A 15,856-nucleotide genomic window follows, 5' to 3' on the forward strand; every position below is an offset into this window, starting at 1 on the left:
GGCAATAATAATAAATATATTTGTATATGGAATTTGTGCAATATTATTTGATTTGCCTACAGCAATTTACTCAATAATATATACTACCTTTTATTCATTAATAATTGATAAAATACATTATCAAAATATCAATACTACAGCAATGATATTTACTAAGAAAAAATGTATTGATGATAGAATAATGAAGGAGATGCATAGAGGAGTAACGTATTGGCAGGGAAAAGGTGCATATACCAATGAAGATTCATTAATCCTTGTAACGGTAATTTCTAAATATGAAATAAGCCAGCTTAAGAAAATAGTTAAAGAAATAGATCCTAAAGCATTTATAATATTTAATGATGGAATGGATGTAACAGGAAATTTTGAAAAGAGATTATAAAATTTAGATATATTTATATAAAAACATATTATTACAATTCTGAAATTGTAATAATATGTTTTTTTCTATAAATAATACACTGTTATATAAAAAGGATAATTTAATCACAAAATAGATGATTTTAAATATACCTGTTAGTAGTAAGAAAAATAATAAGAAGATACAAATGAGTACTGTTACAGGAAAAGTAATTTTTAATTCCACTAGTAGTGCCACAGTTTCAGATCCAGAAAATATAGCCATTCCAAATATTTCAGTGGCGCTTTTAGATAGTAATAATAATGGATTAATAATAGAAACTGATTCTGAAGGGATATTTACATTTATTAATATTCCATCAGGAGAATATAGATTATATGAAGTAGCACTATTAAAACCAACAGCTGATAATCCAGGAAATTTTAATGAAAGTCAAGAAATTTTATTTATAAATGAAAGTGATCCAACTGTAGATCAAATTAAAATATTACCAGAAGGAACTAATGATATTGTATCTCTTAGTCCTAATTTAGTTTTTATAACAGTAGAAAATGAAGAGATTAAAGATTTATATTTTTTAGATTCACCAAGAATATTAATATATTTACCTTTGAATCAATATTCTGTAGTTGGTGAGAATTTAATAACAGCCATTGATAATGGAACCTGGGGAAGCTATCCAGCAGGAACTAGTGTAGGAACAAGCCCAAATGTAGAACCATATAAATTGCAAGATGAAGGAATTAACACTGAGTTTTATACTGCTTTTTCCTATGTACAATATGATAATAGGCCATATTATGAAATTTCTATAGGTGGAAATGTTCATGACGGAGATTATAGTGTTGTAAATATTACAACAAATGATGCTTTTAAGCAATATGGTGGATGGTGGAATTTATCTACAGGAGATGAAAGAGATAGATTTGCAATAATAAATGGTGATTATCCAGGACAGCCATTTTTTCAAACTTCCATTGATGGTTTAGAACCAGACACTAATTATGTATTTTATACTTGGTTTTGCAATATTGATATTTCAAAAACAGAAGAAAGACCACGTTTAGCTGTAAGGATTGTTGATAGTACAGGAAATAGATTATTTAATGAGAATTTGAGCAATACTTTTCCAGCTACCAACATTCCTACTTGGAATCAAGTTGGAACTATATTTAAAACTGAAAATTATACAACATCCCAAACAAGATTTTTTCTTCAGTTTCTTAGTGAGGGAGATACTGCAGCAGGAAATGATTTTGCTTGTGAATCAGTATTTTTATTTAAATTACAAACTTCTGCAGTAACAGCAATAAATAAAACTGTAGATAATAGATTTGCAAGAGAAGGAGATGTACTATTATATACTTTAACCTTTACTAATACTAGTTTATTTACTATTACCAATGTTTATTTAGAAGAAAATATATCTCCTTATGTAATAATTAATAGAAGTTCTTTAGTTATTAACAATGTACCTTCACCTTCAAGCTGGGGAGCAAATGATATAATTAATTTACCAAATGTTAATTCAGGAAAAACTGTAACTATATCTTTTACTGTAATAGTAAAAGATAATTTAGAAAGTAAAACTGTTATAAAAAATAATGCTACATTGGTTTATTCATATTCTCTTGAAACAGGTACTAATACTAATAGAATTGTATCTAATACTGTTGAAACTTTTGTAGGGATATGTGATTGTCCACAATATCCAATAGGCGTAACAGGTGCAACAGGTCCAGCAGGAAGAGAAGGTGCAACAGGTGCAACAGGTCCAATGGGACCAACTGGACCAAATGGGATACAAGGAATTAGAGGAGAGCAGGGTCCTACAGGAGCTACTGGACCTGCAGGACCAGCCGGTCCAGTAGCTAGATTAGGGTCAGCAGAAATGCAAGAAATAGTAAATTTATTAATAATAATTGGCTTTGTAACTATTGAACAAATAGAGGAATTCAATTATGTAACAGTTGAGGAATTGGAATCTTATAATTTTGTTACTGAGGAACAAATAGAAAACAATAATTATGTGTCTTATGAAGATTTATATAGAACAAACCTTATAACTTATAATAAAATTAAAAATATAAATAAAGGATTTTTTGCCCAATATAAATTATGTAGTTTATTTTATAAAAAAGATAAATTTATCAAAATGAAATTTATTAAAGTTATAGGTGAGAAAAATAAATTTAACGTAAAGGCTCAAAATTATATTCAACTAAATATACCAACTGCCTATTATATATCCTATAGCATAAATATAATTACTAATTCACCTATATACAAATTAAGTAGTTTTTTTATTTTAAATAAGAAAATAATTAAAGAAAGTTTATTTGAAGTTTCAAATTATAATATATATAGTAATAGTATTACTATTACTATGACAAGTGGTTGTATTATTATATGTGCAAACCCAGAAGATGAATTATCATTAGTTATAAACAATTACTATAAAAGTAAAGTTTCAATAGTTTCAGGTAAAGTATGTATAATATCCATTTATTAATAAAAAAATTATAAAAAGCTTGAAAAAAATACTCATATACAATACCATTACAAGTGTATATACATATGTAATGGTATTTGTTTTTTAACATTAATAAAGATGGGAGGATAATATATTATGTCTAGGTTACTTGTTGTAATTGATTATCAAAATGATTTTGTCAATGGTGCTTTAGGATTTGCAAAAGCAGAAACTTTAGAAAAAGGTATATGTAATAAGATAGAGGAATATTTAAATAGAGGAGATAAAGTAATATTTACTTATGATACTCATTATGAAAATTATCTAAATACTAGGGAAGGAAAAAAGCTTCCAGTGAAGCATTGCATCATAGATACTGAAGGACACAAATTATATGGAGAGTTGAAGAAATTTAAAGATGTAGAAAATACACTTCATTATAATAAAAAATCCTTTGGGCTATCACCTAAAGATATGTTGGATATTGCTGAAAAGGTTCCTCAGGATATTAAGGAAATAGAATTGGTAGGTATTGTAACCAATATATGTGTTATTAGTAATGCAGTTACTTTCCAATCACAATTTGTTGATGCAGAAATAATTGTGGATGCTTCCCTTACTGCTGGTTTTGATGAAGAAATGCATAAGAAGTCATTAGAAGTTATGGAATCATTCCAAGTTAAAGTTATTAATAAGTAGATTTTGCCATGTAAATTATTTATATCTATATTTTTTATTTATATATGTTAAAATATAAAAATAGTAAATAAATAATTGGAGGAACAGAGATGTTTAATTTTAGCATTAATGAAAGAACAATAGATATAAATGAAATTGATGAACTTATTGGAGAAATTAATTTAATAGATATAAGAGAACCTCATGAATTTAAATGTGGAACTTTAAGGACTGCTAAAAACATACCAATGGATACTTTATTAAATAATCCTGATAAATATTTAGATAAGGATAAAAAGTACTACATTATGTGTAGAGCAGGCAGAAGAAGTGCTATTACTTGTAGAGAGTTAAAGTATAAGGGCTTTGATGTGGTGGATGTAACTAGTGGAATGGCTTTTTATGAAGGAAATGAAAGAGCTTAATTAATAATAAATTTTTAATAAATAATAAAGTAAACTCCTTTATGGGAGTTTATTTTTTTATGCGTGGGAAATATGGGAGATTATAAAAATAATTTAATATATCGGTATAAATTTGTAAATATAACAAATCCTAGTATTAATAAGGGAGGTAATATTTATGAATTTAATTTTGTACTTGGCATTTAACTTTTGTATTTATGGTTATCTAGGTTGGGCTTTAGAAAATCTTTTTTCTTATTTTGTCAATGGTAAGATGCAAGAAGAAGGTTTTTTAAATAGTCCTTTTAAGCCTATGTATGCTTTTGCAATGACTATGCTTATATATTTTAATAAGAGGATAGACAATGATTTTATTTTACTTTTGTTATGCCTAGTGATACCAACAGCTGTAGAATTTATTACTGGCATTATTATGAGATATTATTTTAATAAAGATTATTGGAATTACTCTAAGATAAAGCTTAATTTTAAAGGAATAATATGCTTAGATTTCTCACTATATTGGGTATTGTTATCATTTTTTGTTTTAAAGACAATACAGCCATTTATCATTGATAATGCTTATAGAATTTTTGCATCAGCCTTGATTGTTATAGTTCCATTACAAATATTTATTATTTTAATAGACTTTATTATGACCATAAGAAAATTTAATTTACATAAAAAAGCAATATAAAATAAATAAAGTTTACTTCATATGGTTTTAATATATAAAAAATAAGGTTGAAAAAGAAAAAAGGTCGTAGTAAAATAAAGTAAAAAATAGAATAATATGCTAGGGGTGCTTATTGCTGAGAAGGTAGAACCTAACCCTAAGAACCTGATATGGTTAATACCAGCGGAGGGAAGCTTTGATAATTATGAATGATGAATGAAGGAAAAAATTCCTTTGGGAATTTTTGGAGTTTATTAGTTTTTTATTATTTTTTTGCTGTACTCATGGTGGAGTGCAGCTTTTTTTTATGTAGTAAATTATTGAAAAGAGGTGAAAGTATAAATGAAGGTTAATGGTAAAGAGATAGTATTAAACGATAATAAAACAATAAGTGATTTATTAAAAGAGCTTAAGGTAAATGAAAATAGAGTTGTTGTTGAATTAAATAGGGAAATTATTGTTAAAGAAGACTTTAGTAAGATTAATTTAAAAGAAGACGATACAGTGGAGGTTATTAGTTTTGTAGGAGGAGGCTAAAATAATGATGAATTATGAATGAAAAATGAAGAATGAAAAATTAAAAATGAAGAATTAAGAATTATGAATGAAGGGTTAAGAATTAAAAATGTTTATTAAGGTAAATGAAGCGGTTGTTGAGGTTGAGGAAGGCGTGTCTTGTTTTACCATAAGGGAAAAGGTTAAAAGGGATTGTGACGTAGTTATCTTAAATGGTTATCCTATAACTAAAGATAGAATTCTTAAGGAAGGGGATAGCCTTTCGTTGATAAAAAAAGGTGAGATTCCTAAAGAAGAAGACTTGGAAGCATTACTGGTAGCTAGACATACACCTGGAGTTTATAGCAAGAGTAAAAGAGCTAAGATTGGTATTGCAGGGGCAGGAGGGTTAGGCTCTAATATAGCTATATCCTTAGCAAGGCTTGGTATAGGAAATATAAAAATAGTGGATTTTGATGTGGTTGAGCCTTCTAATTTAAATAGACAGCAATATTACATAAAGGATATTGGTGAATTTAAAGTAAATGCTCTAAAGAGAAATTTAGAGGAAATCAATCCGTTTATAAATGTACAAGCTATTATAAAAAAGTTAGATAAAGATAACATAGCAGAAGTTTTTGCAGAGGAAGACATAATCATTGAAGCTTTTGATAATCCAGAATATAAGGCAGAAATAAGTACAAAAGTATTAAATACCATGAGAGATAAGATACTTATTGCATCCAGCGGCATGGCAGGATATTATCCTTCCAATGAAATAAAAACAAGAAAGATAAATGAGAGGTTTTATATATGCGGGGATGGTGAAAGTGAAGCAAAAGAAGGCTTTGGACTTATGGCACCAAGGGTAGCAATTTGCGCTAATCATATGGCCAATTGCGCACTAAGATTAATTCTAGGAGAAGAGGGGAAATAAAATGGAAGATAAATTAATAATAGGTGGAGTAGAGCTTAAAAATAGATTGTTTGTGGGTACAGGTAAATATCCATCAAATAAGCTGATTAAAGATGTATTAGAAAATAGTGGAGCACAAGTTATAACATTAGCAGTAAGAAGAGTTGATTTTGATCATGAAGAAGAAGACATATTAGCAAATATTCCAGAAGGAGTTATTTTACTTCCTAATACTTCAGGAGCAAGAAATGCTGAGGAAGCAGTAAGGATAGCTAGATTAGCAAAAGCTATGGGCTGTGGAAATTGGATTAAAATTGAAGTTATTTCTGATTCAAAATATCTTTTACCTGATAATGAAGAAACAATAAAAGCAACAAAGATATTGGCAGATGAAGGCTTTGTGGTATTGCCTTATATGTGTCCTGATCTTTATGCAGGTAGAAGGCTTATGGAAGCAGGAGCAGCAGCAATAATGCCACTGGGAGCACCAATAGGTAGCAATAGAGGTCTTAAGACTAAAGAACTTATAGAAATAATGATCCAAGAACTGGATATTCCTATAATAGTAGATGCAGGTATCGGAAAACCATCACAAGCTATGGAAGCAATGGAAATGGGAGCTGCAGCATGTCTTGTTAATACTGCCATAGCATCATCTAAAGACCCAGCACAGATGGCAAAAGCATTTTCTATGGCAGTGGAAGGTGGAAGAATTGCTTATAATTCAAAGTTTGGTACTGTATCAAGAGATGCTAATGCTTCATCACCACTAACTGGTTTTTTAGAGTAAGGAGATGAGTATTTTGAGTTTTTATAGTGTTATAGAAAAATATAGAGATTTTGATTTTGAGAGTTACTTTAATAGTGTTACCGATGATGATATTAGAAGAAGTATTCATGAAAGGAATTTAACTCATGAGGACTTACTTAACCTTTTATCACCAAAGGCAGCAAATCATTTAGAGGAAATGGCAGAAAAAGCAGTTCAGCTCAGTCTTCAGTATTTTGGTAGAACAGTGCTTTTATATACACCAATGTATATTTCAAATTATTGTGTAAACAAGTGTAAATATTGTGGTTACAACTTAGAAAATACCATCAATAGAAGAAAGTTGAATCAAGAAGAAATAAAAGCAGAAGCTCAGGCTATAGCACAAGAAGGATGTAGACATCTTATTTTATTAACTGGTGAAAGTCAAGAACATTCTCCTTTAGAATACATTGTAGAAAGTATTAATACCATTAAAGAGTATTTTCCATCTATAACTATGGAAGTATGGCCTATGACTGTAAATCAATATAAGGAAGTGGTAAAGGCTGGTGCAGAGGGACTTACCATTTATCAAGAAACTTATGATGAAAAGGTCTATGATGAAATGCATTTGGCAGGACCTAAAAAGAATTATAAGTTTAGATTAGATGGACCTGAAAGAGGCGCTATGGCAGGAATGAAAAGCATAAGTATTGGAGCATTACTTGGTCTTGCTGACTTTAGAAAAGATGCCTTTTTTACAGCTTTACATGGAGATTACATCAGAAGAAAATATCCTGGGTGCGATGTTACTTATTCACCACCAAGAATCAGACCTTGTAAAGGTGGCTTAAAAGAAGTTATAGGTGTAAATGATAAGCAGATGGTACAAATTCTTTTAGCGTATAGATTATTTGCACCACAATGCGGTATGAATATATCAACTAGAGAAAATGAAGAAATGAGAAGGCATATAATACCTTTTGGTGTTACTAAAATGAGTGCAGGAGTTTCTACAGCAGTAGGGGGACATACTCTTAAAAATGCAGGAACAGCACAGTTTGATATTAATGATGAAAGTTCTGTAGAAGAAATAATAAATATGATAAAAAGTGTAGGCTATCAGCCTATCTTAAAGGATTGGGAAAGAATTTAGGAGGAGAATTTATGAGAGAGTATACAACACAAATGGATGCAGCTAAAAAGGGAATTATCACTAGAGAAATGGAGATAGTTGCAAATAAAGAAAGTAAAAATCCAGAAGAAATCAGAAGTTTAGTGGCAGAAGGAAAGGTGGCAATTCCAGCAAATATAAATCATAAGTCTTTAAGCCCAGAAGGCGTAGGACAAGGATTAAAAACTAAGATAAATGTTAATTTAGGAATTTCAAAGGATTGTTGTGATTGTGATAGAGAATTAGAAAAGGTAAGAACAGCTTTAGATATGGGGGCAGAAGCAATTATGGACCTATCTAATTATGGTAAGACAGCAGAAATGAGAAAAGCCATTGTAAATATGTCTACAGCTATGCTGGGAACAGTTCCTATATATGATGCTTTAGGATATTATGATAAAGATTTAAAGGATCTTACAGCAAAAGAATTCCTTGAAGTAGTGGAAAAGCATGGGCAAGATGGGGTGGATTTTGTTACTATTCATGCTGGGCTAAATAGAGAAGCAGTTGAAACAGTAAAAAGAAATAAAAGGCTTACTAATATAGTTTCACGAGGTGGTTCATTATTATTTGCTTGGATGGAGATTAATAATGCAGAAAATCCATTTTTTGAATACTATGATGAACTTTTAGATATTTGTGCTAAATATGATATTACCTTATCTCTTGGTGATGCTTTAAGACCAGGTTCCATTAATGATGCTTCTGATGCTTCACAAATTAAAGAACTTATTACTTTAGGAGAACTTACTAAGAGAGCTTGGGAAAAGAATGTGCAAGTTATTATTGAAGGACCAGGTCATATGGCACTTAATGAAATTGAAGCCAATATGGTGATGCAAAAAAGATTATGTCATGGAGCACCTTTTTATGTTTTAGGACCGTTAGTTACAGATGTGGCACCAGGATATGATCATATAACTTCTGCTATTGGGGGTGCTATTGCAGCTACTTATGGAGCAGATTTCCTTTGCTATGTAACACCAGCAGAGCACTTAAGATTACCTAATTTAGATGATATGAAGGAAGGAATCATAGCTTCTAAAATTGCAGCTCATGCAGCAGATATTGCTAAAGGAGTTAAAAATGCAAGAAGTTGGGATAATGAAATGAGTAAGGCAAGAGCAGATTTAAATTGGGAGAGGATGTTTGATTTAGCTATTGATCCAGCAAAGGCTAGAAGGTATAGAGCAGAATCTAAACCACATGATGAAGAAAGTTGTTCAATGTGTGGAAAGATGTGCTCCATGAGAACTATGAATAAGATTTTAAATGGAGAAGAATTGGTTATAAATGACTAAGATACCTATTTATTTAATAACTAACAGACATTTAGTAAGCACAGAAAAATATTTTAATACCATTAAAGAAGCAGATAAACATAAAAATATTAAGATAATTTTAAGAGAAAAGGATTTAAACAATAAAGAATATGAAGAACTTTATTATAAAGTAAAAAAAATAGCTCCAACCACAGAAATAATTATTAATTCTAAAATAGATATTTTTCAAAAAATTGAGGAGAAAACTATTCAAGTATCCTTTAATGATTTTAAAAAAAATAAGAATATAATTGGTAGGGTAGGAGTTTCTGTACATTCATTGGAAGAGGCTATTTATGCTGATGAAAATGGTGCAGATTTTATTTTAGTATCACATATATTTGCCACCAAATGTAAAGAGGGATTAAAGCCTAAAGGTGTAGACTATATTAAAGAAGTAAAAGCAAAGGTAAGTTGTAAAGTAGTAGCTTTAGGTGGTATAAATACGGAAAATTACAATGAAGTAATTAAAGCAGGAGCTGATGGAATAGCTATCATGTCTTTATTATTTGAAAGTAAAAATATTCATGAAACTATAAAAAAAATTAATATGTAAAGAAAAGTAACATCTATATTTTATAAGAGTATTATAAAGTATAGATGTTTTTTGGAAAATTACTATAAAATAATAATAAAAAAAGGGGAGATAAATTTAGGTGAAAATTATGTCTTCAATTTGAAAAGGTTAAGTGTAAATGAAACTGGTAGTGATAAATTTGAAGTTGAATTTCAAATAAGTGGTATTAGCCATAACGGGGTATATGATACATAACAAACACTATAAAATGGACAGGTTTAAATAAAGATACTGTATTAAATTTTAATTATACAAAAATTTATAAGGAACCTGACAATATTATTGAAGAAGGAATTGTTGGTTTAGGTGCAGGAGAACCATATGATAATATAATAAACAATGGTACAGCAATTATTAATCTAACTATTAATATTTGTAGAGGTCTAGATCTATTTTAAAAGGTAAATATCTTTGTAAAAGGGAAAGGAGAAAAAATGAGCAGAACAATTGTAAATGTTGCTGGAGATACAAATTATTTTGCAGATACAAGCCTCACAAGCATAGCTAATTTAGATACAAGAAATGCTATATTTTATATAGGAACCAGTGAAATAAGATATGGAATTATAATTAATGTCTATAGAAAAAATGATTCTGTAAATAGATAGTCAATCTTCAACTATACATCTTTAGGTAGTTTATATAAAAAGCCTATGAGGTTAAAAAACTAAGCTAAACTTAGCAAGTTAGTAAGTATATGTAACATAATATCTTTATACAGAATAAAATAATATAAAGCAAGTAATTATATTTAGAGGTGATTATAATTAGTGGATTTAAGAAGGATTTTCTAGGTCTGAATAAGGAAATAGCATACCCTAGTATGGAGGAAGGCTTGAAGTTTGATGCACTTAATTATGGACAAGTATATGATTTTACACATTTTTCTTTAGTAATGAATAGAAAACTTAAAAGTGCAATTTATGTTGCCTATAATATTGACAAAAAAAGTGAAAGAGCTGTAAGACGGAATAATTATTGGCACTATGATGAGCACATTGGACAAGAAAATCAAATAGGTAATGAGTTTTATAAGAATAATCCATGGGATAGAGGTCATTTAGCCAGAAGAAAATCTTTATGTTGGGGTAGTAAGAAAGAAGCCATCAAAGCAAATTATGACTCTTTTTGTTGGGCTAATATTACCTTGCAGCATAAGGACATTAATCAAGGAAATTGGGGACAGTTAGAAGAGTGGGTATATGAGAAACTAAGCTTAGAATCAAGCAATAATAAATTATCAGTTTTTACAGGACCTATTTATGGTATAGATAGCATAGAATATTGTGGTAGCAACACCTTTTTAGGTTGTGGAGTATTTATACCAAGTGGATTTTTTAAAGTAATATGTTATGTGGATAAAAATGATAAACTTAGTACAATATCTTTTATTATTAGACAGCAAAAATATTTAAATATTGGTATTCTTTCTTTAACAGAGAACTTAAAGGTATATGAAGTAAGTATTAAGAAAATTATGGAAGAAACAAAAATAATTTTCCCAGAAAATATAGTGAAAAGTGATGTATATAGTACAGCCTTAAGTACTAAAGAAACAATAGATAGGCCCAAGTTAATTTTAACTATGAATGATATTGATTTATAAAATCTTAAGATAAAAGAGGGAGAGGTTTATGGAGGATAAAAAAATAATTACCTTAGGAGACTTTAAAGTTATGAGCATAGTGGAAGATACCACTGAAATTCCAAAAGGAGTATCAATGATAAAGGCACCAGAATATTGGAATAAAGGAGATAGAGGCAGCGGTGTTGTTATCGCAGTTATTGATTCAGGATGTGATTGTGATCATGTTGATTTAAAAGATAGGATAATTGGTAAATATAATTTTACGTCAGATGATGGTGGAAATCCTGAAAATGTAACAGATTATATAGGACACGGTACTCACGTGGCTGGAATAATTGGAGCTAGTCAAAATGGCAAAGGGGTTGTAGGTGTAGCACCATTATGCAGTTTGCTTATTTTAAAAGCATTAAATAAAAATGGGCAAGGCACCGAGGAGGATGTAGCAAAAGCTATTAATTATGCAGTAAGCAAAAAGGTGAATATAATATCAATGTCTCTTGGTAGAACTGAAGAAACACCACTAATTTACCAAGCCATAAAGAAGGCTGTATCCAATAATATTTTGGTGGTATGTGCAGCCGGTAATGAAGGTGATAGCAATGGAGATACAGAAGAACTAAGTTATCCAGCAGTTTACAGTGAATGTATATCAGTAGGAGCGGTGGATTACAGCAAGAACATTGCACGATTTACCAATTCTAATAAATCAGTGGATTTAGTAGCACCAGGAGTAAGTATAATGTCTACCTACCCTAATAATAAATATGCTAATTTACAAGGAACTTCAATGGCAACACCTCATGTCAGTGGTGCATTAGCCTTAATAATTAACTGGTCAAGAAAAGATTTTGGACGAGAAATGAGTGAGACAGAACTTTATGCTCAGCTCATAAGGCATACTGCGTCCTTAGGATTTAAAAAGACATTAGTAGGTAATGGACTTCTTTATTTATTAGCTCCTCAAATACTAGAAAATTATATATCCCAAGCATTAATTTTGAAATTATAAAAGTTATAAAAATAGTAAACTTAATTAAGTAAAATTTCTTTAATTCCAAAATTCATAATTCATCACTGATAATTCATCATTATATAAGTTCATTCTTAACTTTTAACTATTCCTTAGTCTCTATTACCTCTTCTTTGTAATCTAGTATTGCTTTTGATAAAGCTTCAGCACACTTTTTTTGTCCAGACTTTGAAGTAAGAAATTTTTCATCTTGAAAATTGCTTAAAAATCCAAGTTCAACTAAAGCAGCTGTATTTTCATTAAGTTCTAATACAGCTAAGGCATCTTCTTTGCTTTCATAAGTTTTTAGACCTCTATTATAAGTATAGTCCAGTTCACCTAGTTCATATTGTAAATAGGAAGCAAAAGCATAGCTTGCATCATCACCATTTTTATACCAAGTTTCTATGCCTTTAGCATCAGTAGCAGTATAATCACTATTACAGTGTATGGAGATAAAAACATCCACATTAGATATTTTAGAAACCTTTAATCTTTCCTTTAAACTTTCATTGGCAGATTGGCACCAAGGAAGATTATCATCAATCCTAGTATAAACTACATCAATATTATTTTCCTTAAGAAGTTTTCCAAGCTCCAGTCCTATGTTTAAAACTATATCTTTTTCATAAGAACCATTTACTCCTTCTGTACCTATATCTTCATCACCATGGCCTGGATCTATGCAGACCTTAAAAGTTTCTTTAGTTTCCCGCTGAGAGGAGATTTTATTTTTTAGTGCATCTTTATTAAGAGTTGTTATATTAGTATTGTTTTTTATATAAGAAGAAGCAATGCCTATTACTATTGCTAAAGAAAAAAACGATGTTAAAGAGAGTTTAAGCAGCTTTCTTATTTTCTTTCTTTTGTAAAGCATCCTTCGTTTTGCTTTTAAATCAAAATGATTATTTTCCATATTTCACTCCTATGCTTTACATAAAAAATAATGAGTTAAAAAACTGATTATATAAAAAGTATAATTTAAAAGTAAAATTATGTAAACGAGGTAGAGGTAATTTTCGTATTGATTTTTACGAGTACTTTCGAGTAATTATTTAAAAAATAAAGTTTAAAAAGAAAAATACGAAATATTAATTATATATACTTATTAAAGTATACAAGTATTAATTTAATTATTTGGAGAATATATTATGAGAAGAATACCTTTAAGATATTTACAAGAAAATAGTATCACAGCAATGGATATATATAACCCTAATGGGAAGCTTTTAATTAGTAAAGGGTTGAAAATAGATAAAGATATGATAGAATTATTGAAAAAAAATAAAATTATATATATATAATGGATGAAAGTAAACAAGATATAATTGATGATGTTATTAGTCCAGAATTAAGAAGAGAAGCAGTATTAGAGTTAAAAAAGATGTGTTATGAATTTTCTAATTTAACATCAATTAAAAAATGTAAAGAAGCAAATAATGTATATATCGAAAGAATTTTAAATTTAGTAAATAGAATAATTGATGAATTATTAAAGAAAAATAGTTTAACCATAGAACAGATTGATATAAGAGATTTTGAAAACCAATATTTTCAACATTCTGTAAATGTAGCTATTATATCTCTTATTATAGGAATTGAATTAAATTATGATATAGATAAACTAAGACGATTAGGAATAGCGGCAATTTTACATGATTTAGGTTATGCCTTTTTACCTAAAGAAATAATATATAAACCTACTAAATTGTCAAATGAAGAAGAAGAAATAGTAAAGACACATAGTGAAAAAGGATATAATTATTTATCTTTATATACTGACATAAGTAGAGACGTTCTTTTACCAATTTTACATCATCATGAAAAGATTGATGGAACTGGTTACCCAAGAGGAATTAAAGGCAATAGAATAAATGAATATAGCAAAATAATAGCTATCATAGATTTTTATGATAAATTAATAAATAGTGAAGTTATTCTTCAATCAGATTTACCTAATAATATTTTAGAAAAAATAATGGCACATATAGGGTCTGCTTTTGATTATAAAATTGTAGAAGTTTTCTACAAAAAGGTAATACCATTTTTAAAAGGTACCATGCTTAAATTAAGTAATGGTGATATAGTCTTAGTTGAAGGAACTATTAATGGATTTCCTGCACGTCCAATTGTAAGAGTAATACAAAGCGATAATAATGAAAAAATTAATAAATGTATAAATTTGGTTGATGCTTTAAATCTAAGTATAGATAAAATAGTATATTATTTATAATATTAAAAGAATACAAATTTTAAACAATATAAATTATTTAAAATTATATTTATATATTTTAGGATAAAATAAAAATATAATTTTAATGGAACCTTTTATTACAATTAATAGTCTAATTATAGGAAAAATAAAATTACATATAAGGTGGGAGTTTTTAATGAAAAAAATATTAATAAGTGGACTTATACTTGTTATGATGAGCAGTGCTTTAGTTGGTTGTGGAAAAAATAGTGATGTAAGCAGTAATATTACATCAAAAGAAATAGCAAAAAAACTGATAGAAGCAGATTACTTAATATCACCAAAGGAAGTTGATTCTGATATGGTAGAAGAAGTATATCATTTAAATCTTGATGATGTAGAAAATTATGCAATATATGAAACAGAAAGAAGACCAGGTCCAGGATTTATTATGATTGTAAAAGCTAAGGATGGAAAAGTTGAAAATGTTAAGAATTCAATGGAAAAAGTTTTAGAAGATAAGGTAGGGCAGGCTTTTTATCCAGAAGAACAAGAAGTAGCTGAGAATGCAACTATTGAAGTTGATGGTAATTTTGTATCATTATTTTTATTAAACAGTGAAGTAGAAGCTGATGCTGAAAAGATGTATAACGATTTAATTCAAAAATAATATTATTTTAAAATAAAGATATTTTAAAATAACTATTTATAATAAAAGGGAAAGTATAAAAATCAGCTATCAAATTAGATAGCTGATTTTTATTATCTACTAGAAATAATCAATTGTCTAATCACTTACTTTAATTATTGATAGATTAGCATTACTATAAGTTAATGTTCCAGAAGTTGGACTGGTTCCAATAATTCGTACAGTTGTTCCAGGTGAAGTTGTTGTATATACTTCCTGACCAACTATTGGAGTATTAGCGCTTGTACTTGCATTTATTGCAGTAGTTGATGCAGCTGAAGGGGTAGTTGAACCATTAAAGCTTAAACCAACAGTAGATTCAGGAACTGCAGCAGAAGGCACTATAATGTAAGTTATCTTATAAGTTCCAGGTTGTGCTAAAGTTACTGTTCCAGTAGATGAATCTAGTGTCATGTTAGAAGCAACATTAGTAGTAGTAAGAATTAAAGGAGCTGCAGTTGTGGTTAATGCTGTACTGCCTCCTGTACTTGTAAATGTTCCATAGGCAGATGAAATAGTACCAGTAGCACCAGTAGCACCGGTAGCACCA

At 29.0% G+C, this 15,856-nt stretch carries 18 protein-coding genes, 1 pseudogene and 1 riboswitch; of the genes and pseudogenes, 17 read left to right on the forward strand and 2 right to left on the reverse strand.

All coding sequences use genetic code 11. The features are described 5' to 3' along the window. The 14 genes from Q5O44_RS04130 to Q5O44_RS04195 form a co-directional block, all read left to right on the forward strand. Positions 1-382 (forward strand): YitT family protein (locus Q5O44_RS04130; protein WP_302637370.1); only part of this gene is annotated, 382 nt, incomplete at its 5' end. Between the two features lie 166 nt (positions 383-548). Beyond that, the gene (locus tag Q5O44_RS04135) at positions 549-2,873 is read left to right on the forward strand and encodes a hypothetical protein (protein ID WP_302637372.1); all 2,325 of its coding nucleotides are present in this window, start codon (positions 549-551) and stop codon (positions 2,871-2,873) included. 117 nt (positions 2,874-2,990) lie between these two features. Then, positions 2,991-3,533 carry a cysteine hydrolase family protein gene (locus Q5O44_RS04140; protein WP_022167129.1) on the forward strand — a complete coding sequence of 181 codons (543 nt, stop codon included), beginning with the start codon at positions 2,991-2,993 and terminating at the stop codon, positions 3,531-3,533. Between the two features lie 89 nt (positions 3,534-3,622). Then, positions 3,623-3,937 (forward strand): rhodanese-like domain-containing protein, encoded by a 315-nt coding sequence (locus Q5O44_RS04145; RefSeq protein ID WP_022167130.1) that lies wholly within the window; start codon positions 3,623-3,625, stop codon positions 3,935-3,937. Positions 3,938-4,094: 157 nt separating this feature from the next. Next, positions 4,095-4,613, forward strand: coding sequence for a putative ABC transporter permease (locus tag Q5O44_RS04150; protein ID WP_022167131.1), 519 nt, complete (start codon positions 4,095-4,097; stop codon positions 4,611-4,613). Between the two features lie 91 nt (positions 4,614-4,704). After that, positions 4,705-4,801, forward strand: a riboswitch (TPP riboswitch). A 133-nt stretch (positions 4,802-4,934) separates the two neighbouring features. Continuing rightward, positions 4,935-5,129, forward strand: a complete 195-nt coding sequence (gene thiS / locus Q5O44_RS04155; protein ID WP_022167132.1) for a sulfur carrier protein ThiS — start codon at positions 4,935-4,937, stop codon at positions 5,127-5,129. Positions 5,130-5,217: 88 nt separating this feature from the next. Next, positions 5,218-6,024: a sulfur carrier protein ThiS adenylyltransferase ThiF gene (gene thiF, locus Q5O44_RS04160; protein WP_022167133.1), complete on the forward strand. Its 807-nt coding sequence runs from the start codon at positions 5,218-5,220 to the stop codon at positions 6,022-6,024. Between the two features lies 1 nt (position 6,025). Then, the gene (locus Q5O44_RS04165) at positions 6,026-6,793 is read left to right on the forward strand and encodes a thiazole synthase (protein WP_022167134.1); all 768 of its coding nucleotides are present in this window, start codon (positions 6,026-6,028) and stop codon (positions 6,791-6,793) included. A gap of 13 nt (positions 6,794-6,806) precedes the next feature. Further along, positions 6,807-7,910: a 2-iminoacetate synthase ThiH gene (gene thiH, locus Q5O44_RS04170; protein ID WP_022167135.1), complete on the forward strand. Its 1,104-nt coding sequence runs from the start codon at positions 6,807-6,809 to the stop codon at positions 7,908-7,910. An 11-nt stretch (positions 7,911-7,921) separates the two neighbouring features. Further along, positions 7,922-9,229 carry a phosphomethylpyrimidine synthase ThiC gene (thiC, locus tag Q5O44_RS04175; RefSeq protein WP_022167136.1) on the forward strand — a complete coding sequence of 436 codons (1,308 nt, stop codon included), beginning with the start codon at positions 7,922-7,924 and terminating at the stop codon, positions 9,227-9,229. Then, positions 9,222-9,806 (forward strand): thiamine phosphate synthase, encoded by a 585-nt coding sequence (locus Q5O44_RS04180; RefSeq protein ID WP_022167137.1) that lies wholly within the window; start codon positions 9,222-9,224, stop codon positions 9,804-9,806. The genes thiC and Q5O44_RS04180 overlap by 8 nt, the downstream gene beginning before the upstream one ends. 455 nt (positions 9,807-10,261) lie before the next feature. Further along, positions 10,262-10,435 (forward strand): hypothetical protein, encoded by a 174-nt coding sequence (locus Q5O44_RS04185; protein WP_022167138.1) that lies wholly within the window; start codon positions 10,262-10,264, stop codon positions 10,433-10,435. A 227-nt stretch (positions 10,436-10,662) separates the two neighbouring features. After that, on the forward strand, positions 10,663-11,433 hold the full coding sequence (locus Q5O44_RS04190; protein ID WP_291659973.1) for a DNA/RNA non-specific endonuclease: 771 nt from the start codon (positions 10,663-10,665) through the stop codon (positions 11,431-11,433). Between the two features lie 28 nt (positions 11,434-11,461). Continuing rightward, positions 11,462-12,424, forward strand: coding sequence for a S8 family peptidase (locus tag Q5O44_RS04195; RefSeq protein WP_022167140.1), 963 nt, complete (start codon positions 11,462-11,464; stop codon positions 12,422-12,424). Between the two features lie 106 nt (positions 12,425-12,530). Here Q5O44_RS04195 and Q5O44_RS04200 read toward each other — a convergent pair whose 3' ends face one another. Then, entirely contained in the window at positions 12,531-13,340 is an 810-nt protein-coding gene (locus tag Q5O44_RS04200; RefSeq protein WP_022167141.1) for an N-acetylmuramoyl-L-alanine amidase, read from the reverse strand. A 235-nt stretch (positions 13,341-13,575) separates the two neighbouring features. On the opposite strand from Q5O44_RS04200, the gene Q5O44_RS04205 reads away from it, so the two are divergent. From Q5O44_RS04205 to Q5O44_RS04215, 3 genes are all read left to right on the forward strand, one after another. Further along, complete coding sequence (locus Q5O44_RS04205; RefSeq protein ID WP_022167142.1) at positions 13,576-13,728, forward strand: hypothetical protein; 153 nt, start codon at positions 13,576-13,578, stop codon at positions 13,726-13,728. Next, positions 13,728-14,657, forward strand: a complete 930-nt coding sequence (locus tag Q5O44_RS04210) for an HD-GYP domain-containing protein (protein WP_022167143.1) — start codon at positions 13,728-13,730, stop codon at positions 14,655-14,657. The genes Q5O44_RS04205 and Q5O44_RS04210 overlap by 1 nt, the downstream gene beginning before the upstream one ends. Positions 14,658-14,814: 157 nt before the next feature. Then, complete coding sequence (locus Q5O44_RS04215) at positions 14,815-15,288, forward strand: DUF4358 domain-containing protein (RefSeq protein ID WP_022167144.1); 474 nt, start codon at positions 14,815-14,817, stop codon at positions 15,286-15,288. Positions 15,289-15,405: 117 nt separating this feature from the next. Here Q5O44_RS04215 and Q5O44_RS04220 read toward each other — a convergent pair. Continuing rightward, positions 15,406-15,856: pseudogene (locus Q5O44_RS04220) on the reverse strand (hypothetical protein); the annotation flags it as partial.

Source organism: Clostridium sp. CAG:221, from assembly GCA_000435835.1.
Classification (GTDB): domain Bacteria; phylum Bacillota; class Clostridia; order Clostridiales; family Clostridiaceae; genus Clostridium.